This window comes from Roseovarius sp., from assembly GCF_965277045.1.
GTDB lineage: Bacteria > Pseudomonadota > Alphaproteobacteria > Rhodobacterales > Rhodobacteraceae > Roseovarius.
The window spans coordinates 2,823,859-2,844,816 of record NZ_OZ255712.1 but is presented as its reverse complement, the minus strand read 5'-3'; the positions used below and the strand labels follow the sequence as shown (position 1 = coordinate 2,844,816).

Sequence of the window (20,958 nt, the reverse complement as noted above, 5' to 3'; positions counted from 1 at the left end):
ACCTGAGCGGAAGTTCCTGCGCGCAGTCGTGCGGGCCGTGGCGGAGGTGCCTGACGCTGCGTCAGAAGCCGCTGATGGCCGGAAGCCAGGTCGACAGGATCGGAATGAACGTGATGAGGACAAGGGCCGTCGCGAGAGCCAAGAAGAAGGGTGGCATTTCCCGGATCAGGGTCGAGGGCCGCAGGCCGACCGTCGAGGACACGACGAAGATCAGACTACCGACAGGTGGCGTCGTCAGCCCGAGCGTGAGGTTCACGATCACGATGATCGCAAAGTGATTGGGGTCGATGCCCAGCGCAAAGCTGATCGGGGCGAGGATCGGCACCAGGATCATCACGCCCGGCAACGGGTCCATGAAAAGGCCGAAGACCAGCAGCAGCAGGTTGACGGCGAGCAGGAAAACGATGGGCGCCAGATCCCACGAGATGATCGTTTCGGCCAGGAACTGCGGAATCGACTCGATGATCAGAACCCAGGCAAAGGCGCGCGCGGCGCCGAGGATCAGCAACACTGCGCCCGAGGTCAGGGCCGCACGCAGCACGATGCCGGGCAGATCACGCAGGCGCAGTGAGCGATAGACGAACATGCCGACGAAGAGGGCGTAGAAAACGGCGATGACCGACGCCTCGGTCGGGGTGAAGATGCCAAAGCGGATACCGCCCACGATCAGGGCAATCAGGATCAGGGCGGGCAGGGCGAAAAGCGCGATGCGCGCTATTTCCGCGAATGAGGGCATCGGTTCGCCCGAGGCATAGTTGCGCCGCTTACTGACACGGGCATTGGCCAGAAGGACCATCAGGGTGATCACGAGACCCGGCAGGATCCCGGCCATGAAAAGCGAGCCGACCGAGACGTTCTGGTCCTGCATGGCATAGATGATCATGGTGATCGAAGGCGGAATGATCGGGCCGACCACGGCGCTGGCGATGGTGAGCGCACTGGCATAGGGTCGGTCGTACCCGCCTTTTTCCATCATGCGGATCATCATCGTGCCCGGACCGGCGGCATCGGCAAGCGCGCTTCCCGAAATGCCCGCGAACATGGCGGAACTGACGACGTTGGCGTGCCCCAGTCCGCCGCGCAGATGCCCGACCAGCGATTGCGCCAAACGCAGGATGGCGAGGGTCACGGCACCGCCTGTCATGATCTCGGACGCAAGGATGAAGAACGGCACGGCCAGAAGCGGAAAGCTGTCGAGACCCGAGAACATTTCCTTGACGACGACCAGCGGCTGATAGCTGGAGGCCAGCATGATCGCCGCGAAGACCGAGATCGCCATGGCGAAGGCCACGGGCAGCCCTAGGATCAACAGCAGGAAAAGCGCCGGAAAGAGGATCTCAGCCATTGGCGCCGCCGGTGACGGTTTCATCGTCAACGCCGCGTGCGTCGAGGCTCTTGTAGTCTCCGGCGTTGATGAAGGGACGCGCGATCAGCAACAGATGGACGATCAGCAACGCGAACCCCACCGGCATCGCCGCGTAGACATAGAGAAATGGCAGGCGCAGGGCCGGCGTGACCTGAAACTGCATCCGCTGGGCGTATTGCCAACCGACATGCACCATGTAGGCGAAGAAGGTCAGCAGGATGAGAACGATCAAGGCGCGAAGAAGTTTTTGCCCGATCGCGGGAAGTTTGTCCTGCAGGTTCGTGATTGCGACGTGTCCGCCGATCCGCAGGATAAGGCCCGCGCCGGTGAAGGTCAGCCAGATCATCAGGTACCGCGCGGCCTCGTCCGCCCAGGGCAGGGACTGCGCGGTGAAGTACCGCAGGAAAATATTCGCCCCCACGATCAGGGCCATTGCCGACAGCATCAGGATAAGCGCCCAGCCATTCAGCACGACGAAAATATGTTCGAGCCGTTTCACGTGGCGCCCCCGGTCGGTTCACCGGCGCCGGGAGGGCGCCGGTGGGCTGTCATCACTCGAAGTTGACGATCGAGTCGACAAGATCCTTGCCATAGGTTTCGTAGTAACCTTCATAGGCTGACGCGATGGACTCCTGGAAGGCGGCCTTCTGTTCGGCCGACAGTTCGTTCACCTTCATGCCGCGCTCTTTCAGGGTCTCGACGCCCGTGGTCTCGACGTTGTCGACATAGCCGCGCATGGCCGTCACGGCCTCTGCCGCGGCCTTCTCGAAGGCGGCTTTCTGCGTGTCGTCAAGGCCATCCCAGAAGGGTTTGGACACAAGCAGCATGGCGGGCGAATAGACGTGGCCCGACAGAGTCAGGTATTCCTGAACCTCGTCCAGCTTGACCGAGACGATCACCGAAAGCGGGTTCTCCTGTCCGTCGATCACGCCCTGTTGCAGGGACGAGATCACCTCGGGCCAGGCCATCGGTGTGGGGGCCGCGCCCATGGCGTTGAATGCCGCAAGGTGCACCGGGTTTTCCATCGTGCGGATCTTCAGGCTTTCGACATCGGCGGGTGTCTCGATGGCGTTGCGGTTGTTGGTGATGTGGCGGAAGCCCTGTTCGCCCCAGGCCAGCCCATGCAGGCCGACATTGTCGAACTCGGCGAGGATTTCCTGGCCGATCTCACCATCCAGAACGGCGCGGGCGTGGTCCAGATCCCGGAACAGGAAGGGGATGTCGAAAACGCCCGTGTCGGGCACGAAGTTGGCCAGCGTGCCGGAGGACACGATGGTGGCCTCGATGGTGCCCAGTTGCAGCCCTTCGATCACTTCGCGCTCGCCGCCCAGGCCGGACGAGGGGAAATGCTTGAACTCGAACGCGTCGCCCGTCTCGGCCGTGACGACCTCTTCGAACTTCTGCGCCGCGACGCCGTAATGGCTGTCGGGGGCGAGGGCGTAGCCGATCTTGACCTCGGTCTGCGCAAGGGCCGGAAGGCCCATCGCAAGGAAGATGCCGGTCGAGACCAGCCCGCGGGTAATGAACGTCATGGTTTTCCTCCCGTTTAACGTTTGGCTTTTTCTACACAGGTATTTTTTGGCTGACAACCCCGAGTCGGAGCGTCCCGATGCCTGGGCGTCACCCGTCTTTCCGCTGCCTGAACAGGTGGACCAGTTCCGGCACATACGCGTCGTCGGGGCCGGCGGCGACCGTCGCGGCAAGGGCGGCTGAGACGCCGTCGGCAACAGACGTCTGCGCTCCCGCCGCGTGGGACATGCTGCGGTAGTAGTCGATATCCTTCAGCGCGTTTGACACGTAAAAGGGCAGGGCATCGCGATCCTGCGAGACGATGAAGGGCGCCAGCCGGTCGAGGGCCGCGCTCGCGCCACCGCCGCCCGCCAGTACGTCGACGAACACCTGGGGATCTATGCCGGTATCGGCGGCCTGGGCTGCGGCCTCGGCCAGCAATGTCATGAAACCGACCGAAACGTAGTTGTGCAGAAGCTTGAGTCGATGTCCGTGCCCAAGCGGGCCGACGTGATCTACATTCTCCGTGAAAGAGGCCAGCACAGGGCGCACGGTTTCCAGGGCCTCGGCAGCACCGCCGACCAGCAGGTTCAGCGTGCCCTCATGGGCATGTTTCGCGGTGCGTGTCATCGGCGCGTCCAGATAGTCGCCGCCGGCGTTCTGAACGATCTCGGCCATGCGCAGCGTCGAGTCGGGCAGCGCGGTCGAGCAATCCACCACAATCGTCCCCGGGCGCAGCGACGCGGCAAGGCCGTCCGGCGCGCCGACGATGGCCTCGACCTGGGGTGAGCCCGTGACGCAGAGGATGACCACATCGGACGCTTCTGCGATCTCTGCGATGGTGGCGCACGCCCTGCCGCCCTGCGCCAACAGGTCGTCGGTGGGCTGGTTGCCGGGGTGATCGAGAAAATGCAGGTTGAAGCCGCCGCGCGACAGGATGTTGCGGGCGATGCCGTGGCCCATGAGCCCGACGCCGATGATGCCGACATTCATTTTGAGGTCTTTCCGTTCGTCTTCGTTAATTGCGTGGCGGGCGCAGGTCTAGTCCGCGTTGATCCAGATCGCCTTGGTGTCCAGGTACTCTTCCATGTGTTCGGTCCCGCCCTCGCGCCCGTATCCCGACATCTTCATGCCGCCGAATGGAACGGCGGGGTCGATGGCGTGGTACATGTTGATCCAGACGGAGCCGGCCTTCAGCCGGTTGGCCAGCTTATGTGCGGTGCCCAAATGTGTCGAGAACACGCCAGCCGCAAGGCCGTAGGGCGTGGCGTTGGCGCGGGCCACGACCTCTTCCAGGTCATCGAAGGGCAGGGCCGAGATGACGGGGCCGAAGATTTCTTCACGTGCGACACTCATCGTGTCGGTCACGCCGCCAAGCACCGTTGGTTGGAAAAAGTGCCCGCCTGCAAGGTCCGCGCCTTCGGCTCTTGCGCCGCCGGTGACCACCTTCGCGCCTTCGCGCGGGCCTGCGTCGAGGTAGCCCGCGATGCGTTGGGCTTGCCGGGCCGAGATGATCGGGCCGATATCGGTGTCTTTTCGAATGCCATGACCGATCCGCAGACCGGCGGCATACTCGGCCACGCGGCGCACGAATTCGTCGTGGATTTCGCGCGCCACGAACAGGCGCGATCCCGCGATGCAGATCTGTCCGGAATTGGCGAAGACGGCCATGGCCGCGACCGGCACCACTTTTTCGATATCGGCGTCACGGCAAACGATGACGGGTGACTTGCCACCCAGTTCCAGCGACACGCGCTTGAGGTTGCCGGTGGCGGCGCGGGCGATGGCCTGGCCAGTGGCGGTCGAGCCGGTGAAGACGATCTTGTCGACGCCGTCGTGTTCGGCCAGCGCCGCCCCGGCTTCGGACCCGAGGCCCGTCACGATGTTCAGGACCCCATCGGGCAGGCCGGCCTCCTGCATGATCCGGGCGATCATCAGGACGGTCAGCGAGGCCTCTTCGGACGGTTTCAGAACGACAGTGCAGCCGGTGGCGATGGCCGGCGCAATTTTCCAGATCGAGCCGGCAATCGGCGCATTCCAGGGAATGATGGCGCCGACCACGCCGATGGGTTCGCGGACGGTCTGGGAATAGATCTCGCCCGGGAACGAGTTGGGGATTGTGGCGCCATGGATCGCCACGGCCTGACCGGCGTAGAATCGCAACATCCCCAGCACGCGGCGGCTGTTGGCGAGCGTGCGCTGGATCGGCATACCCATGTCGAGCGTGTCCGACAGGCACAGGTTTTCCCACTCGGCCTCGAACCGATCGGCTATGCGCAAAAGCAGGGCCTGACGTTCGAACGGGGTCCATTTCGACCAAGGCCCCTCGAACGCCGCCCGCGCGGCCTTGACCGCGATGTCGATATCGGCGGCGTCGCCCTTGGGGACCGTTGCCAGAAGGCTTCCGTCCGCGGGGTTGCGCGCCTCGATGACCTCTCCGGAACGGGCTTCGCACCAGGTCCCGCCGATGAACATCTTCTGACTTGCGCCATCATAAAGAGCGTTTGCCGCTGCGCTCCAATCTTTCATGGTGCCCTCGTCTTGAGTGAATGTGCTGGCTCGCTATGCCCCGTTACGCTGACGGGGCAGCCCTTGCGGCGTGTCTACACCAGTCGGCTTCCCCAAGACCAGCGGATAACTCGACGCGTTGAGGCGCCAGGATCGTTCACACCTTGGCGGCCAATGGTCCCGAAGGAAAGGTCGAGGCGGTTCGATCGGCGGGTGCCGAAAGTGTCGCGTCTTGCGATGACCGCGCTCGGCTTCGCCTATCCAAAGCAACGGCAGCCAATCGACTAAGATGCGATGAGCGCTCCTTTTTCTTCGAGCGAACGGATCTGGTCCTGCGAATATCCATGTTCGGTCAGAATTTCCACGCCATGTTGACCGAGCGTGGGCGCCGGGGTGGTGACGGCGCCCGGAGTGTCGCTGAACTTGATCGGCAGTCCGATGGCCTTGACCGTGCCGGCCCTTGGATGATCGGTTTCCACGATCATGTCCCGTGCCAGCGCCTGCGGGTCGTTGTGCATCTCGGAGATGGTCATCACGGGGCCTGCGGGCAGGCCCGCGGCCTCCATCCGGTCCAGCCAGTCTTGCGTGTCGTGTTGCATGAAGTGGCTTTCGAGGATCGGAACGAGCTCTTGCAGATGTTGCATGCGGGCGAGGTTGGTTTCGAAGCGGGGATCGCTGCCGAGTTCGGGTGCGTCAATGATCTCGAGCAGGCGCATCCAGTTGCGTTGGTTTGCGGCGCCGATATTGATCCAGCCGTCGCGCGTGCGAAACGACTGGTAGGGCGCGTTGAGCGGATGCGCCGACCCGAGGGCGCCCGGCGACTCGCCCGTCGCGAAGGCGATTGCGGATTGCCAGTATGTAAGGGAGATGCCGGCCTCGAAGAGCGAGGTGTCAACCATCTGTCCCTGGCCTGTCTTCTGCGCATGCGAATAGGCCGAAACGCACCCCAGAGCCGCAAGAAACCCCGCAGTGATATCGGAAATCGGCGCGCCCGGCTTGACCGGCGGACGGCCCGGCCCCTCGCCCGTGATCGACATCAGGCCCGACATGCCCTGTGCAATCAGGTCGAAGCCACCGCGCTCTGCATAGGGGCCGGTGCGGCCGAATCCGGAGATGGCGCAATAGACCAGCTTGGGGTTTCTTTTTCGAAGTGTCTCGTAGCCAAGCCCGAGGCGCTCCATCGTGTCGTGACGGTAGTTTTCGATCACCACGTCGGCATCTTCGAGCAGTTTGCCCAGAGCCGCGATGGCATCGGGATCCTTGAGATTCAAAGCGATGCCGCGCTTGTTGCGGTTCATCATCAGGTAAGCGGCGCTTTCGCCGTTGATTTCGGGAGGCAGGAATCGGCGGCTGTCATCGCCGTCGGGCTTTTCCACCTTGATCACGTCTGCGCCCATATCGGCCAGCATCATGCCGCAGGCCGGCCCGGCCATGATATGCGCAAGTTCGATGACCTTCATGCCGGCAAGGGGACCTTGGCTGCTCATTCTCCACTCCATTCGGGTTTGGTCTTGTTCAGGAAGGCTTCGAGGCCATGTTTGAAATCCTTGCTCATGTAGCACATGGCGATGAGATCGTTGTCTTCCACAGCGAGCGCTTCGCGGTTGCGGCGCATCGCCTCTTTCGTGGCCCGCAGGGTCAGGGGCGCCATGTCCGCAAGATGCTCCGCCAGAGCCTCGGCACGCAGAAGCAGGGCGTCTTCATCGCTCAGGACCTCGGAGACGAGGCCGGTGGCCAGCGCCTCGTCGGCGGTCATCAGGCGCGCGGTGAAGATCATCTCCCGGACGCGCCCCGCGCCGATAAGTTCGCTCAACCGGGCCAGGTTGCCGGCATTGAGGCAATTGCCCAGCGTCCGGGCGATGGGAAAGCCGAACTTCAGCTGCGCGCTGGCGATCCTGATGTCGCAGGCCGCGGCGATCGAGGCGCCACCGCCGGTACAGGCGCCGTGGATGGCGGCCACGGTGGGGACCGGACACGTATCGACGGCGGTCAGGATGCGGGTGATTTCGTTCTCGTAGTCTTGCGCGTCCTGCGCCGTCTTGAAGCCGCGGAACTGCGTCATATCGGTGCCCGCCGCGAAGGCCTTGCCGCCCGCGCCGTGGATGACCACCGCGCGCACGGACCCGTCCGTTGGAACGTTGGCGCAGATGTCGGCCAGTTCTTCGTACATGGCGAATGTCAGGGCATTGCGCGCCTCGGGGCGATTGAACGCGATCCAGAGGGTCTTGTCGCGAAGCTGCGAGTTGAGTTCGTCTGTCATTTCAAGAAGGTCTCCACAGGAAAACGGGGCATTGCTGATCGGAACATGAAAAAGGTGCGGTGCGTTGGGAGTTACGCTCTGCACGGGCGGGCTGCGAGCCGTCGTCGGCGTGCACGCCGCGCGTCTTGTTCGGGAATTGGTTCCGTCATTGTGGTGTACGCGTTTCAGGCACTGTCGGACTCGAGGCCACCGGAGCCCATCGCCTTCAGGTGCGCCGCGAACTTGTTCATCATGTGAGTCTTCATGACCTGACCGAGCCCCTGCGCATCTCGGGCGCGGAGTTTCTCCATTATGTCTTCATGTTCCTCGATCGCCTGGGCCCAGCGTTCTTCGGACAGGTTGACCATGAACCGCGCCCGGCGAACTCGCATTCCGAGCATGCGGTGATGCATTTCCAGGATTTCGTTCCGCGCGCCTATCAGCAGGGCGTTGTGGATGTCCTGGTTGGCCTTGAAGTAGGTCTGGCGGTCCCGGGCGTGATAGGCCCTGACCATGGCGGCGTGCCGTTTCTCGATAGCTTGGATCTCGGCATCGCTCAGGTTGCGGCAGGCCAGTTCACCGGTGAGCTGTTCCAGCACCGCGATCACGGGAAACGTGCTTTCGATTTCTGCGCGTGTTACCTCGGCGACGCGCGCACCCCGGTTCGCCTGCAGGATGACCAAGCCCTCGGAGCCAAGAACCTTGAGCGCTTCGCGCAGCGGAGTCCGCGAGACGCCGAAGGTTTCGCACAATTCCTTTTCGGGAACCTTCTCGCCCGGCTTGAGGGCATCTTCGACGATCAGGTTGCGCAATCGCTCGACCAGTTCCTGGTGGAGGGTCGGTCGCTTGATGCTTTCATTCAGGTTCATCACAGCATCCTAATATTCAATTACTTGATCCAGCAAGTGTGCCACGTGCTGCGCGCGCCGTGGCGTGCCGTCGGCGATCTGATGTCGGCAGGAGGTACCGTCGGCCACGATGAACGCATCCCTTGGCGCCGCATCGAGCGCCGGAAAGAGATCGAGGCCGGCCATCTTGAGTGACACGTCAATGGTCTCGGGCGCGTAGCCGAAGGCGCCGGCCATGCCGCAACAACTGCTTTCTATCATGGTTACGTCTGCGTCGGGGATGCGATTGAGCAGGTCGAGCATCGGATTGACGGCATCGTGGGACTTCTGGTGACAATGGCCGTGCACGTAGATCGGGCGGTCAATCGGCTTCAGCGGAAGGTCCGCGAGCTGGACGAGATACTCCTCGAACGTGTGCGTGACCGAAGCCAGCGCCTGCGCCTCGTGGCCGGGGCAAAGTGCCAGGAACTCGTCGCGGAAAGTCAGGATCGACGAAGGTTCGAGCCCGACGACAGGAATCCCGTTGCCCACGGCGGCCTTTGTCGCGTCGATGACGCGTTGCGCCTCGGTACGGGCCTCGTCGACGCATCCCACTGCCAGCAGGGTGCGTCCGCAATCGAGCGACCTGCCGCTATCATCGCGGGCCACCGCGACGCGCTTGCCTGCCGCGCGAAGGACACGGATCGCGGCGCGCAGGTTCTCTGGTTCGAAGTAGCGGTTGAAGACATCCGCGAACATCAGAATATCGGGATCGGCATCCTGCGCCTCGTCATCGCGGAAGGGATTCGAGGACCAGACCGGAAGGTCACGTCGGTGCGACACGCCTGTAAGCTTTTCGGTCAGTTTGCGCGCGGGGCCGATCTTGTTGCGCAGGTTCATGAGCCACGCGAGCCTGGCCGCCGTTGGCGCGTAGCGAGGCAGGTAGCCCACCAGCTTGTCCGCGAGCGTGAGGCCGGAGGTCCGGCGCCGGGCGGCCAGGACTTCGATCTTCATGCGGGCCATGTCGACGCCGGTAGGGCATTCGCGGCGGCATGCCTTGCAGGACACGCAGTATTTCATCGTGTCCGCCATGGCATCCGAGGTCAGACCGCCGGGCATCTGTCCGCTGATCGCGAAGCGCAAGGTGTTGGCGCGGCCGCGCGTCGCGTCACGCTCGTTCCTGGTGGCGCGGAAGGACGGGCACATGACACCGCCCTTGAGCTTGCGGCAGGCGCCGTTGTTGTTGCACATCTCGACCGCGCCCTGAAAGCCGCCCCCGGCCCCCGGCCACGCGGACCAGTCGAGCGCGGTTTCGAACTCCGGCACGGCATAATCCGGCCCGTAGCGGAAGACGCGACGATCATCCATCGCGGGGGCGTGCACGATCTTGCCGGGGTTCATAAGGCCGCCCGGATCGAACCGCGCCTTGACCTCCTCGAAGGCCGAGACGATGCGCGGGCCGAACATCTTTTTGTGGAATTCCGACCGTACGATCCCGTCGCCGTGTTCGCCGGAATGCGACCCCTTGTACGTCTTGACCAGGTCGAAGGCTTCCTCGGCGATGGACCGCATGGTCCTGACGTCCTTGTCCTGCCGCATGTTGAGCACGGGCCTCACGTGGAGGCAGCCGACCGACGCGTGAGCATACCACGTTCCCTTCGTGCCGTGGCGCGTGAAGATATCGGTCAGCCCCTGGGTGTATTCCGCAAGGTCGGGCAGGGCCACGGCGCAATCCTCTACGAAGGAAATCGGCTTGCCGGCCTCTTTCATCGACATCATCACGTTGAGGCCCGATTTGCGGTACTCGGCGATGGCGCTCTGCAAATTGTTGTCCGTCACAGGGACGACACCGCCCCATGCCTTGGCGTTGTTGGTGAATGCGTAACCGAGGTCGCCCATCATCCGGGACAGCTCGGCCAGCTTGGCGGCATTGGCCTCGGCGCTGCCTTCAGCGAACTCGACCAGCAGAAGCGCGGCCGGATCGCCCTGGACGAAGGATTCGATCGTGTTGCGGAAGAGCGGTATGTCGCGGCCGAGCGCGATCATCGTGTCGTCGATCAGTTCGACCGCCTGCGGGTCGAGTGTGACGAGATGCTGGGCCGCGTCCATCGCCGCGTAGAAGGTAGGAAAGTGGCAAACCCCGGTGACTTTCTCGCCAGGCAGGCGGGCGAGGCCGAGTTCGAGCTCAGTGAAATAGGCCAGCGTGCCTTCCGAGCCGACGAGCAGATGCGCCATGTTCAGGTCATTGCGCGTCAGCGCGTCGATATTGTAGCCGCCCACACGACGCTGGACCTTGGGAAAGCGGGCGTCGATCTCGTCTGCTTCGCGCCGCCCGAGGGCCCGCATGTCGGCCACCAGGTCGGCGTAGCTGCCGGGCTCGGGGGCGTCGGTATCGAAACGTGCCCGGGTGCCGTCAGGCAGAATGGCCGAGATCGAACGGACATTGTCGCGCATGATTCCGTAGCGCAAGGATTTGCCGCCCGAGGAATTGTTGGCGGCCATGCCGCCGAGCGTGCAGCGCGAAGCGGTGGAGGGATCGACGGGAAACCAGAGGCCGTGCGGCTTCAGCGCGCGGTTCAGTTCATCGAGAACCAGGCCGGGCTCGACCCGGGCGGTCATATTCTGGGGGTCGATGTCCAGAATGCGGTTCAGGTGCCGGGTATTGTCCAAGACCACGGCGCGATTGACCGTCTGGCCGCATTGCGAGGTGCCGCCGCCGCGCGGAAGTACCGGCACGGCTTCTTCGCGGGCGATTTCCATGGCCGCCTCGATATCCTTCACGGTGCGAGGCACCACGACCGCGTCGGGAATCATCTGGTAGATCGATGCGTCGGTCGCGTAGCGGGCGCGCGCCGCGGAGTCGGCCATCACCGAGCCTTCGACAGCACGGCTCAAGCGGCTTGAAAGGCGACTGTTGTTGCGCATCGTGTTCTGTTTTCCCTTCCTGTTTCGGGCGTAATTCCGGACCCGGAACTTTTCAGTTGACTGAATTATGAATTCATAATTACGCTGAGGCAACATCAAATCGTGCCGATCAACGGCGCGCCTGGAAGGACAAGTTGCAATGCGCCAAGCTGGCAGACATTTCCTGCAAATTCCCGGCCCGAGTGCCGTGCCAGACCGAATACTGAAAGCGATCGGGCAGCAGACCATCGACCATCGCGGCCCCGATTTTGCCGATGTCGGCAAGAAGGCGCTGGACGGCATGAAGACCATCTTCAAGACCGAGCAGAACGTTTTCATCTTCCCGTCCTCGGGCACCGGCGCGTGGGAGGCGGCGCTGGTGAATACGCTGTCGCCGGGCGACAAGGTGTTGATGTTCGAAACCGGGCACTTCGCGACGCTGTGGAGCAAGATGGCGCGCAAGATCGGGCTGGAGCCAGAGTTTCTGGAAGGTGACTGGCGCGGCGGGGCCGAGCCCGACCGGATCGAGGCGCGTCTGCGCGAGGACAAGGACCACGAGATCAAGGCGGTCTGCGTCGTGCATAACGAAACCTCGACGGGGTCTGTGTCCCCGATCGAGGAGGTGCGCAAGGCGATCGACGCGGCGGGCCATCCCGCACTCTTTATGGTCGATTCGATCTCGGGCCTAGCCTCGGTCGACTTCCGTTTCGATGAATGGGGTGTCGATGTGTGCGTGTCGGGCTCTCAGAAGGGGCTGATGCTGCCGCCCGGGCTGAGCTTCAACGCCGTGAGCGATCGCGCGCTGGAGCATGCCAAGTCGGTGACCATGCCGCGCAGCTATTGGGACTGGCACGACATGGTCGGGCCGAACGCCACGGGGTATTTTCCCTACACGCCCGGAACGAACCTGCTGTATGGTTTGAACGAAGCGATCGACATGCTGCATGAGGAAGGTCTGGACAACGTCTTTGAGCGCCACGCACGGCATGGTGCCGCGACGCGCGCCGCGGTGCGGGCGTGGGGGTTGGAAGTGCTTTGCGCCAGGCAGGGGCAGGAATCCGGGGTTCTGACCGCGGTGCTGGTCCCGCAAGGGCATTCGGCCGATGCGTTCCGCGCGACAACACTGAAGCACTATGACATCTCGCTCGGCAACGGACTGTCGAAAGTGGCCGACAAGGTGTTCCGCATCGGGCACCTGGGTGATTTCAACGACTTGATGCTGATGGCCACGCTGTCCGGTGTCGAGATGGGGCTGGAAAAAGCCGGCGTCCCGCACCAGTCCGGCGGCGCACAAGCGGCGATGGAGCATCTGAAAAAGTCAGATAATACGCGGTTTGCCGCGGAGTAACGCTCTGGGAGGAGCAATAAGGGAGGAGAAACTATGACTTTCAAAGCAACCATCCTGGCCAGTGTGGCGGCGATTGCCATGCCGCTTGCGGCAAGTGCTGCGGACATGACCCTGCGCTTCGGCCATGTCGGCAACCCCGGATCGCTCTTCGAGGCCTCCGCGGACGCCTTTGCCGAGTGCGCGAATGGCAAGCTGGGCGACAAGGCCGAGGTGCAGACCTTCGGTGCCAGCCAGCTGGGCAAGGACCGCGAACTGCTGCAAAAGCTGAAGCTGGGGCAGGTGGATTTCTCTCTGCCGTCCTCGGTGATGTCGTCGGTCGCGCCGGAATTCGGCGTGTTCGAGATGCCCTATATCGTCAAGGATCGCGATCACATGCGCCGTATCCAGGCCGAACTGGGCGACGTATTCCAGGCAGCGGCGCAGCGTGAGGGATACCGGATCATCGGTTACTTCGAGAACGGGTTCCGCCACATCACCAACAATGTGCGTCCGATCAACAAACCCGAGGACTTGGAGGGCGTCAAGCTGCGTACGCCGAACGGCGAATGGCGTGTGAAGATGTTCCAGCTTTATGGTGCGAACCCGACGCCGATGGCGTTCTCGGAGGTTTTCACCGCCTTGCAGACCAAGGTGATCGACGGTCAGGAAAACCCCTATGCGCAGATCGCATCGGCCAAGTTCCAGGAGGTGCAGGAGTACCTCTCGATCACCGGGCACGTCTACACGCCGGGCTATGTCCTCGTGGCCGAAAACCAGTGGCAGAAGCTGCCTGAGGACGTACGTGCCGAGCTTGAAGCGTGCGGTGCCGAGACGCAGGACTTCGTCTATGAGCACGCGGCGAAGCTGGAGACCGAACTTCTCGAGGTGATCCGCGAGGCCGGGGTCGAGGTCAACGAGGCCGACAACCAGGCCTTCATCGATGCCTCGGCGCCGATTTATGAAGAGTTTGCGACGACTGTCGACGGCGGTGCGGAGCTGATCGAGAAAATTCAGAGCCTCGCTTCCGGTTCCTGATCCCGACTGCGCAGGGGGCCGTCAGCGGCCCCCTGCAAACACTGCTGCACCTGAGCACCAAACGTCGCAAGACTATCGCCGGGCACGCCGCCCGGCAGGGACCCATCATGTTCAACTCACTGCGTAAATTCTTCGAAGTCGCCCTGGAGTACTTCGTGGTCTTTCTCATGGTTATCCTGACCGCCATCGTCGTCATCGCGGTAATCTACCGTCTTCTGGGGTCAAGCCTGGCCTGGTACGACGAGATCGCCGCCATCCTGTTGGCATGGATCACCTATTACGGCTCGGCGCTCGCCGCTTTGCGGCGTCGCCATATCGGCTTTGATACCGTGCTGCTTGCGGTCCCTATGCCCGCGCGCATGTGGGCAGTGGCCTTGGCCGAGGCCACGACCGCCGGCTTTTTCATCCTGCTGGCCTGGGCAGGATTTACGGTAATGTCGATCCTCGGAGGCATGTCGCTTGTCTCGGTCACATGGGTGCCTGTCAGTTTCACCCAATCGGTGATCCCGGTCGGCGCGATCCTGTTCCTGATATGCCAGGCGCTGAGTCTTCCTGAGTATTGGCGCAAGACGGCCGCCGGCGTGTCGCTCGAACATGCCGAGATCGAGGAAGAGGTCGAAACCGAAATGAAGAAAGCGGGGAACGCCTGATGCTGATGCTCGGTATCTTCATCGCGATGGTCGCGATGATCTGTCTGAACGTGCCGATCGCGATCGCTTTGGCCGTGTCCGCGATCGGTGGGCTGCTGGCGCTCGAAGGCACCAACTCGCTCGTGAATGTCGCGCTGGACATGTATAGCGGCGCGACCAAGTTCTCGCTTATCGCGATCCCGATGTTCGTGCTTGCCGGCGCGATCATGAACGCCGGCGGTATCACCGACCGGCTGATCAACTTCGTGGCGTCTCTGATTGGCTTCATCCGGGGCGGGCTGGCGCATGTGAATATTGGCGTGTCGCTGTTCTTTGCCGAGATCTCCGGCTCCGCCGTCGCGGACGTGGCGGCGATGGGGTCGGTGCTGATCCCGCAGATGAAGAAGCGTGGGTATTCCGGCGCGCTCGCCGCGGCTGTGACGTCGTCCTCGGCGTCGCTTGCGATCATCATCCCGCCGTCGATCCCGATGATCCTTTACGCGACCTCGGCCAATGTTTCGGTCGAGCAATTGTTCGTGGCAGGCGTGGTTCCGGGGGTGATGGGTGCGGCGGGCCTGATGGGCGTCGCCTATTACTTCGCCCGCCGTTATGACCTGCCGCGCGAGGAGGCGTTTTCGGGCCGTCGCGTATGGGAGACCTTCGTCGAAGCGCTGCCGACCTTCGCGCTGCCGGTCATCATCCTCGGTGGCATCTTCGGCGGCTACGTCACGGCGACCGAGGCCGCGGGCCTTGCGGTTCTGGCGGCCATAGCGATCAGCCTGTGGTATCGCCAGGTGGATTTCAAACATCTGCAGCAGTCGATGCTCGACGGTGGCATGCAGACGGCGGTGGTCATGCTGCTGGTGGCGGCATCCGTGGTGATGGGCGGGTTTCTGACGCGCGCACAGTATCCTCAGGAACTGGCAGCGGGGATATTGAGTCTCACGGAAAACAAGTGGTTGATCCTGCTGATCCTGAACTTCTTCTTCCTGATCATCGGGTTTTTCCTGCACTCGGCCGCGGCGATCATCCTTGTCGTGCCGATTGTCATCCCGTTGATCGAGGCCGTTGACATCAACCCGATCCACTTTGGGCTTGTTGTTACGCTGAACCTCGCCATCGGGCAACAAACGCCGCCCGTGGCCAGTGTTCTGATCACGGCATGTGCGGTGGCGCGGGCGAACATCTGGGAAGTGAGCAAGGTCAACATCTACTTTGTCGCGGTCCTTCTTACCGTGCTCCTGATGTGCACGTACATCCCTGCTATCCCACTGTTCCTAGTGGATTACTTCTACAACTAAAGCTGATTGTCGGGCCGGCTTGCACATGCGTGCCGGCCCGACCTCGAGGAGCTGCCGTCATGAACCTTGAACTTGCGAATGCACTGATCGCTTCTGCCCTGGAGTATCGGCATGCGCATGACATGAAACCCCTAACGATTGCGGTGATCGATGCCGGAGGGCATCTTGTTGCACTTCAGCGCGAGGACGGCACGAGCAACCTGCGACCCGAAATTGCGCAGGGCAAGGCGAAAGGCGCAGTGGCAATGGGCCTGGGGTCCCGGGCGCTGTATACGCGGGCACAGGAACAACCGTTCTTTATCGACGCCATGAACGCATTGAACCGGGGCCAGCTCGTGCCTGTTCCCGGCGGTGTGTTGATTTACCGCGATGAGACGCTGATCGGGGCAATCGGTATCACGGGTGATAGCTCGGACAATGATGAAGCATGCGCCGTGTCCGCCTTGAACGCGCATGGTCTTACTGCGGGAACAGGTTGAATCGACTGCGATGTTCGCTGCACGACCGCCAACCATGTGTGAGCCGGGTCTTCCGATACCGAACTTCTGTCGCTGGAATGGCCGACATCTGACTGCTGGCCCCGAGGTGCTTGAGGATGACCGCACCAGGCGGTCACGGGCCTGGAATGTTATTCCCGAGGCGGTATGTGGAACGAGACACTGTCCAAGTCCTACGACCTGATCACCAGTCCGGGTTATGTGGCCTTGTCTGCCGCATATGAGTTGACACTTGGCAACCGAACTTCCAACACCGTCAGACACTCGATACGCTCCCTTCGAAGTAACCCGGTCTGGCAAGAGGGCCTATGACAAGAATTCAGCCGAAGGCCTATGGTGCACGGGTTGGAGCAATCCGTGAGTAAGAACGAAGTTCAATATACCGATTTCGGATACCAACCTGATTTCGTCCGCGGTTATCGGGATACAATCAGGCGCGGAGTGCCGAAATCTCTGAATGTGCATGTTTACCAAGGCAACGGACCGGGACCGAGCCCCTTGGTCGTTTGTTTTCATGCCGGAGGTTTCCGTACCGGGCGTATTGTGCATGGGGACCATCGCGCTATCGCTCGGTGGCTAACCAAATCAAATATCTCCGTGGCGTTCCCAGAGTACAGGCTGGGTGCCAAGAGATCGGATTTGTCGGAAAGTACCAGATCGAGAATGGATGAGTTGGAAGCGCTGGCCATTTCAGGATTTCCGGCACGCTTTCGGCGCAGCGAGGCATTGGCCGCATTGGAAGACGCATGCGCACTGTTGGTTTGGATGGAAGCCAACAGAAACGAGTTCAATTTCAGCGGTAAGCTTGTCTTGGCGGGCGGATCGGCCGGAGCGATCACGGCGTTGAACGTGCTTTATCTCGCACCACATCTCGGGCTGTCTGTACCCGAGGTCGGTGGAGCAATTTGCTACTCGGGCGGCTTTGCCTTTCCAAGCCTTGCCGACACCGTAGATACGCCGGTATTCGCGATACACGGCCCCGAAGATGACCGCGTCCCGATGCATTCGATCGTGGAATTGTCGAAGCGCAACCCGGCTGTGACCTTGTTGGTCTCGAGTGAGCACAGCCATGGAAGCCTGAAGCTGTGTCCAGGTGAGGCCAAGAAAGATACGTATGGACGGCTAATCTCCAAGGTGAATGAATTCAGCTAGGGTCGTCGGAGTTTGGGGATTCCCAAATCGGTGGCTGAATGATTGAATGTTACAGACACTCTAACTGAGCCAAAAAATCGAAGATGAAGGGTCTCGAGGTCGTTGCTCAGACGGTCAGGGACCGGGGCATTCGACCCCATACAGGTAATGGATATGCAAAAGAAAACGGGCGGCGAAGGAAACCGAAGGGACGTGTGGATCGCAGGCGCGGGGCTGTCCGCGGCGGTCGTGGCACGCGAGTTGGCGGAAGCCGGGTATCACGTTCAGGTCTTCGAGGCGCGAGACCACATAGCCGGCAACTGCTACACCGAACGCGACCCGGACACCGGCATCATATTGCACCGCTACGGGCCGCACATCTTTCACACCGGGGATGACGAGGTGTGGGACTACGTCAACCGCTTCACCACCTTCGTACCCTACGACCACAAGGTCTGGACGACCGTTGGTGGGCGTGTCTTCCCGCTGCCCATCAGCCTTGCCACGATCAACCAGTTCTACGGCCGCGCCATGGGACCGGCCGAGGCGAGGGATTTCCTTGCCGACATCGCAGAAGACATCCCGCACCCCGAAAACTTCGAGGAACAGGCGCTCTCGATGATCGGCCGCGACCTGTACGAGGCGTTCTTCAAGGGCTACACCGAAAAACAGTGGGGTCGGTCCCCGACCGAACTTCCCGCGTCGATCCTCAAGCGCCTGCCGGTCCGCTTCTCCTACGAGGGCAGCTACTTTGCCCATGCCCATCAGGCGCTTCCGCGCGACGGCTACACGCCAATGGTCGAGGCCATGCTCGATCATCCTTCGATAACCGTGCGCATATCGACATCGCTCGATCCCGCAGAGGTGCCGGACGGGGTGCATCTCTTTTGGTCAGGGCCGCTTGACGCCTATTTCGACCACGTCCACGGGCATCTGGGCTATCGCACGCTCGATTTCAGTCACGAGCGCACCAGCGGCGATTTCCAGGGCTGTCCGGTAATGAATTACGGCGAACCGGACGTGCCCTATACCCGCATCACCGAGCACAAGCACTTCGCACCTTGGGAAAGCCACGACAGCACGATCATCACCCGGGAGTACTCGCGCGAGGCAGGGCCGGACGATATCCCCTACTACCCGATCCGCCTGACGAACGAAAAGGAACAACTCGCGCTCTACGTGAAGGCCGCGCAGGAAACGCAAGGCGTGACCTTCCTCGGCCGGCTCGCAACTTACCGCTATCTCGACATGGATGTCTGCATCCGCGAGGCGCTCGATGCCTCTCGCGCCTTCCTTGCCGCCGAAGCGAAGGGCGAGCGTTTGCCGGCGCTACTGGTTTCTCCCTGAGAGGCTCACGCGGAATGCCCGGCTTGTCCCCTTGCGGACCGAGACGGGTTCCGATACGTCACGATCGCGCGCCCGTGGAACCGGCACCCGACCTATTTCAGGGCTTTGGTAATTCGCAGCGCAGCCTGCATTTGTGAAAATGCGACGAATTCATATTTGCCCTCGGGAAACGTTTCGGTGAGCGCCTTGTATTCATGATGCTCCCACGCGGGATATCCGAACAATTCGTCGAAGAGGATGATGGAGCCGACGCGCAGCCGCGGTTTCGCCAGCTGCAGAATGGTCTTCGCCGGTTGATAAGTGTCGGTATCGACATGAAGATAGGCGATGTCGCCCGGGTTCTTCTTGAGGAAAGGTTGGAACGTGTCGTCGATCCAGCCCTTGATGAGTTCAACATTGGGCTCGACTTTCGGAAGTTGCCCACCGAGATCAAAATGCCCGCTCTTGTGATGGTTGCCTGTCCAGTTCTCGGACAAGCCCTCGAAACTGTCGAAACCGAAGAGTTTTCGCTCGGGATGCAGGCCCGCCATATGGTTGATCGAGCCGCCAGTGAAGACACCGCACTCGATCATCAGCCCCTCATCCTGGATCAAGGTGGCCACGTAATCGAGTAGATGCGACTTCCTGCCGAACAGAAGCGCGTTGGCAATGTTGGCCTCGATGAAATCCGCCGAGCGTTCGTTGGCCCGGTCCTTTACGATCTGTATCGGTTTGTCACTTGGCATTGGCTCGATTTCTCTTTCCGTCACTTAGGGTAGCATCGTACCGTCGCGGCGGTAGACGCTGTTGCCTGTCTGACGATTTGATATCCCCTGTCCGGGCCGGTCCAAAGAAAAATCTGTGCGCCGAGGGTCGACATGTTCGATCATCGGCATCCGGGCAATAGCGTCCCGTCACGCTCCTGCGATAGTTGAACAACAGATGTCGTTCTTTTCGCCCCCAAAATCTTCTTTCGGTTGAGGCAATTGCCGACATGCATAAACTAGCGAGAACCTGGCACCTCAATGACCGACCAACGAGAAAACAACGCAATGGGCGCACTCAGCAGTATCGTACTTCCCGAAGGCCACAAGTTCCTGCGGGCGGTCCCCGTCGAGAAACAGGACGATGAAGCATTCGTCGCCTCTTACGACAATCAAACCTTGTTTTACGATGTCTTCTATGACGGGTCGAACAATCTGGTTCGGATGATCGGTCCGGATCTGAGGAATCTTAAGAACTATTTCAAGAACGCAATCCTCGAGGTCGATGGCGTCGAAGTTCAGGAACGGAACATTGTCAAGCTCGGGCCTCGCACGAATGAGGTGACCTTTTCATCGCCGCATCCGGACCCCAAGCATCTGCGCCTGTTTCAACCCCGGACCCCGCAGTTCGAAGAGGTCGTGGAAATCAATCGCTCCAACCTCGAGAAATTCCGGGGAAAGAATGCGCTCGTCGCAATATCCAAAAACAACGACCTTCAGTGGATCGAGGACTGGCTGACTTTCTATTCACGACGGCATGGGGCAAACGCTGTCGTGCTGATTGACAATGGAAGCGATGCCTATTCGCCCGAGGATATCAGACAGACAATCTCCAAGGTAAAGGCGATCGAAGCCGCCGAAGTGATCTCGGCCCCTTTCCCATTCGGGCCACGCGCAACGACGCGGGTCGAGATCGGCTCGAAGTTTCTTCACCTGTCGATGCTGCATATCGCGCACAGGAAATATCTGGCCGAGGCGAATGCTGTTTTGTCGGTCGATATCGACGAACTGGTGCTGGGTCGCGATGAAGAGACGGTTTTTTCCGCGGTCAAGTCCACGGCGGACGGCTACATGTCCATTCGCGGACGCTGGCGTTATGCACGCAAACCGGAAGGCTCGGCAAAGGTCACACATGCGGACCACATACTTCAGCGACGGGGCGCGGACGCGCGGATGCAGCCCAAATGGTGCCTGGACCCGCAAGGGCCGTTGGCCGGCAGGTACTGGCGCGTCCACGGAATTTCCGGTGCACAACGAAACTTCGAACATCACTTCTACTATCTTCATTGTCGCCAAATCACGACGAGTTGGGATTACGCACGTGGTTTCGAGGACGAAGAGAATTTCGAGGAGGCGCAGGATGCCTCGTCTCTTCAGGAAGTGTTCGAGGGCGTGAGCAGCCCGACCTGACCGACCCTTTCGCCGCAAAGCAGCCAAACGGCCATATTGCGGCAAACGGCAGCCTCGAAGCGATATTGAAAGATGCTGGAACTTGCAGGCACGTCCGGTTTCGAAAACCAGCAGATGCGTGACACGAGCTTGTTTCCGCCAAGGGTTCGCGGCGCAATGATCTGCAGCCTTTTGCCCGGTGCTGA

Annotated in this window: 18 protein-coding genes; 8 read left to right on the top strand and 10 right to left on the bottom strand. The window is 61.5% G+C overall.

All coding sequences use genetic code 11. The annotated features are described in order from the left end of the window. Positions 1–61: 61 nt before the first annotated feature. The 9 genes from ACQY4V_RS14220 to ACQY4V_RS14180 form a co-directional block, all read right to left on the bottom strand. Positions 62–1,345, bottom strand: a complete 1,284-nt coding sequence (locus tag ACQY4V_RS14220) for a TRAP transporter large permease (RefSeq protein ID WP_428512720.1) — start codon at positions 1,343–1,345, stop codon at positions 62–64. Further along, a complete protein-coding gene (locus tag ACQY4V_RS14215; RefSeq protein ID WP_428512718.1) occupies positions 1,338–1,865 on the bottom strand; it encodes a TRAP transporter small permease in 528 nt (175 codons plus the stop codon). The genes ACQY4V_RS14220 and ACQY4V_RS14215 overlap by 8 nt, the downstream gene beginning before the upstream one ends. A 52-nt stretch (positions 1,866–1,917) precedes the next feature. After that, the gene (locus ACQY4V_RS14210; protein WP_428512716.1) at positions 1,918–2,898 is read right to left on the bottom strand and encodes a TRAP transporter substrate-binding protein; all 981 of its coding nucleotides are present in this window, start codon (positions 2,896–2,898) and stop codon (positions 1,918–1,920) included. 88 nt (positions 2,899–2,986) lie between these two features. After that, positions 2,987–3,868, bottom strand: a complete 882-nt coding sequence (locus ACQY4V_RS14205) for an NAD(P)-dependent oxidoreductase (RefSeq protein WP_428512714.1) — start codon at positions 3,866–3,868, stop codon at positions 2,987–2,989. A gap of 48 nt (positions 3,869–3,916) precedes the next feature. Beyond that, complete coding sequence (locus ACQY4V_RS14200) at positions 3,917–5,404, bottom strand: aldehyde dehydrogenase family protein (RefSeq protein WP_428512712.1); 1,488 nt, start codon at positions 5,402–5,404, stop codon at positions 3,917–3,919. A 263-nt stretch (positions 5,405–5,667) separates the two neighbouring features. Next, a complete protein-coding gene (locus ACQY4V_RS14195) occupies positions 5,668–6,870 on the bottom strand; it encodes a CaiB/BaiF CoA transferase family protein (RefSeq protein WP_428512710.1) in 1,203 nt (400 codons plus the stop codon). Then, positions 6,867–7,643, bottom strand: coding sequence for an enoyl-CoA hydratase/isomerase family protein (locus tag ACQY4V_RS14190; protein ID WP_428512708.1), 777 nt, complete (start codon positions 7,641–7,643; stop codon positions 6,867–6,869). The genes ACQY4V_RS14195 and ACQY4V_RS14190 overlap by 4 nt, the downstream gene beginning before the upstream one ends. Positions 7,644–7,807: 164 nt before the next feature. Beyond that, the gene (locus ACQY4V_RS14185) at positions 7,808–8,491 is read right to left on the bottom strand and encodes a GntR family transcriptional regulator (protein ID WP_428512706.1); all 684 of its coding nucleotides are present in this window, start codon (positions 8,489–8,491) and stop codon (positions 7,808–7,810) included. 9 nt (positions 8,492–8,500) lie between these two features. Next, entirely contained in the window at positions 8,501–11,344 is a 2,844-nt protein-coding gene (locus ACQY4V_RS14180; RefSeq protein ID WP_428512704.1) for an FAD-binding and (Fe-S)-binding domain-containing protein, read from the bottom strand. 169 nt (positions 11,345–11,513) lie between these two features. Here ACQY4V_RS14180 and ACQY4V_RS14175 point away from each other — a divergent pair, with 169 nt between their 5' ends. The 7 genes from ACQY4V_RS14175 to glf all read left to right on the top strand — a co-directional run bounded on the left by ACQY4V_RS14175 (position 11,514) and on the right by glf (position 18,620). Beyond that, a complete protein-coding gene (locus ACQY4V_RS14175) occupies positions 11,514–12,701 on the top strand; it encodes a pyridoxal-phosphate-dependent aminotransferase family protein (RefSeq protein WP_152493754.1) in 1,188 nt (395 codons plus the stop codon). Positions 12,702–12,734: 33 nt separating this feature from the next. Then, complete coding sequence (locus tag ACQY4V_RS14170; RefSeq protein WP_428512702.1) at positions 12,735–13,715, top strand: TRAP transporter substrate-binding protein; 981 nt, start codon at positions 12,735–12,737, stop codon at positions 13,713–13,715. 107 nt (positions 13,716–13,822) lie between these two features. Further along, complete coding sequence (locus ACQY4V_RS14165) at positions 13,823–14,365, top strand: TRAP transporter small permease (RefSeq protein ID WP_428512700.1); 543 nt, start codon at positions 13,823–13,825, stop codon at positions 14,363–14,365. Next, a complete protein-coding gene (locus tag ACQY4V_RS14160; protein WP_428512698.1) occupies positions 14,365–15,645 on the top strand; it encodes a TRAP transporter large permease in 1,281 nt (426 codons plus the stop codon). Before ACQY4V_RS14165 ends, ACQY4V_RS14160 begins: the two co-directional genes overlap by 1 nt. Before the next feature lie 59 nt (positions 15,646–15,704). Continuing rightward, positions 15,705–16,124, top strand: coding sequence for a GlcG/HbpS family heme-binding protein (locus ACQY4V_RS14155; RefSeq protein ID WP_428512696.1), 420 nt, complete (start codon positions 15,705–15,707; stop codon positions 16,122–16,124). Positions 16,125–16,805: 681 nt separating this feature from the next. Continuing rightward, positions 16,806–17,294, top strand: a complete 489-nt coding sequence (locus ACQY4V_RS14150) for a hypothetical protein (protein WP_428512694.1) — start codon at positions 16,806–16,808, stop codon at positions 17,292–17,294. A gap of 153 nt (positions 17,295–17,447) precedes the next feature. After that, on the top strand, positions 17,448–18,620 hold the full coding sequence (gene glf / locus ACQY4V_RS14145; protein WP_428512692.1) for a UDP-galactopyranose mutase: 1,173 nt from the start codon (positions 17,448–17,450) through the stop codon (positions 18,618–18,620). Between the two features lie 92 nt (positions 18,621–18,712). Here glf and ACQY4V_RS14140 read toward each other — a convergent pair whose 3' ends face one another. After that, the gene (locus ACQY4V_RS14140) at positions 18,713–19,345 is read right to left on the bottom strand and encodes a class I SAM-dependent methyltransferase (RefSeq protein WP_428512690.1); all 633 of its coding nucleotides are present in this window, start codon (positions 19,343–19,345) and stop codon (positions 18,713–18,715) included. A 279-nt stretch (positions 19,346–19,624) separates the two neighbouring features. On the opposite strand from ACQY4V_RS14140, the gene ACQY4V_RS14135 reads away from it, so the two are divergent. Beyond that, a complete protein-coding gene (locus ACQY4V_RS14135; protein ID WP_428512688.1) occupies positions 19,625–20,773 on the top strand; it encodes a hypothetical protein in 1,149 nt (382 codons plus the stop codon). The last annotated feature ends 185 nt before the right edge of the window (positions 20,774–20,958 follow it).

What these genes read in the sequence shown, in the direction of transcription:
- ACQY4V_RS14150 (WP_428512694.1), top strand. Translation starts at nt 16,806, where the DNA reads ATGGATGAGTTGGAAGCGCTGGCCATTTCAGGATTTCCGGCACGCTTT.
- ACQY4V_RS14140 (WP_428512690.1), bottom strand. Translation starts at nt 19,345, where the DNA reads ATGCCAAGTGACAAACCGATACAGATCGTAAAGGACCGGGCCAACGAA.
- glf (WP_428512692.1), top strand. Translation starts at nt 17,448, where the DNA reads ATGCAAAAGAAAACGGGCGGCGAAGGAAACCGAAGGGACGTGTGGATC.
- ACQY4V_RS14190 (WP_428512708.1), bottom strand. Translation starts at nt 7,643, where the DNA reads ATGACAGACGAACTCAACTCGCAGCTTCGCGACAAGACCCTCTGGATC.
- ACQY4V_RS14165 (WP_428512700.1), top strand. Translation starts at nt 13,823, where the DNA reads ATGTTCAACTCACTGCGTAAATTCTTCGAAGTCGCCCTGGAGTACTTC.
- ACQY4V_RS14200 (WP_428512712.1), bottom strand. Translation starts at nt 5,404, where the DNA reads ATGAAAGATTGGAGCGCAGCGGCAAACGCTCTTTATGATGGCGCAAGT.
- ACQY4V_RS14160 (WP_428512698.1), top strand. Translation starts at nt 14,365, where the DNA reads ATGCTGATGCTCGGTATCTTCATCGCGATGGTCGCGATGATCTGTCTG.
- ACQY4V_RS14205 (WP_428512714.1), bottom strand. Translation starts at nt 3,868, where the DNA reads ATGAATGTCGGCATCATCGGCGTCGGGCTCATGGGCCACGGCATCGCC.
- ACQY4V_RS14155 (WP_428512696.1), top strand. Translation starts at nt 15,705, where the DNA reads ATGAACCTTGAACTTGCGAATGCACTGATCGCTTCTGCCCTGGAGTAT.
- ACQY4V_RS14220 (WP_428512720.1), bottom strand. Translation starts at nt 1,345, where the DNA reads ATGGCTGAGATCCTCTTTCCGGCGCTTTTCCTGCTGTTGATCCTAGGG.
- ACQY4V_RS14195 (WP_428512710.1), bottom strand. Translation starts at nt 6,870, where the DNA reads ATGAGCAGCCAAGGTCCCCTTGCCGGCATGAAGGTCATCGAACTTGCG.
- ACQY4V_RS14175 (WP_152493754.1), top strand. Translation starts at nt 11,514, where the DNA reads ATGCGCCAAGCTGGCAGACATTTCCTGCAAATTCCCGGCCCGAGTGCC.
- ACQY4V_RS14170 (WP_428512702.1), top strand. Translation starts at nt 12,735, where the DNA reads ATGACTTTCAAAGCAACCATCCTGGCCAGTGTGGCGGCGATTGCCATG.
- ACQY4V_RS14210 (WP_428512716.1), bottom strand. Translation starts at nt 2,898, where the DNA reads ATGACGTTCATTACCCGCGGGCTGGTCTCGACCGGCATCTTCCTTGCG.
- ACQY4V_RS14135 (WP_428512688.1), top strand. Translation starts at nt 19,625, where the DNA reads ATGACCGACCAACGAGAAAACAACGCAATGGGCGCACTCAGCAGTATC.
- ACQY4V_RS14185 (WP_428512706.1), bottom strand. Translation starts at nt 8,491, where the DNA reads ATGAACCTGAATGAAAGCATCAAGCGACCGACCCTCCACCAGGAACTG.